At 59.8% G+C, this 443-nt stretch carries 1 pseudogene; it reads left to right on the top strand.

Annotated features, from left to right (window positions below):
• Positions 1–174 precede the first annotated feature (174 nt).
• Positions 175–443 (top strand): annotated as a pseudogene (locus RNB18_RS52175) (hypothetical protein); the annotation flags it as partial.

The following is a 443-nucleotide window of genomic DNA, read 5'->3' on the forward strand; positions in this document are numbered from 1 at the left end:
CGATAGGTGTCACAGAGGGGCGAGACGCTCCGGCTCGAAACCTTACTGGGACGTTAATATTCTGGAGGTATTCGAAGGCGCGATCGAAGTGCTGCGATGGTGATCGCACGCAACTGATCGAGCGAGACGTCACCGGCTGGGGCTGGCGCGTAGCGTGATCGATAAGCTGGCGAGATGAGGTCCACTCCCTTCCGTGTGCTCGCTGTATTGAGCGCTGTGGCCGCGGTGATGTTCCTTGCGTCCTGCGACGGCACGACACCGGATGAGAAGCCTCAGCCGACATCGGAAACGGCCGCGATCAACGGTGAGCCGGCGGGATCGAATGCTGGCGATTCTTCCTTCGCGGTGAGCATGATCGCCAATCATGCTCAGGCTGTGCAGGTTGCAGAATTGGTTCCGGACCGTACGACCAACTCGGACCTCGTCGAACTCGCAGCCGATAT

It is taken from the genome of Streptomyces doebereineriae, assembly GCF_031845645.1.
GTDB classification, from domain to species: Bacteria; Actinomycetota; Actinomycetes; order Streptomycetales; family Streptomycetaceae; genus Streptomyces; species Streptomyces canus.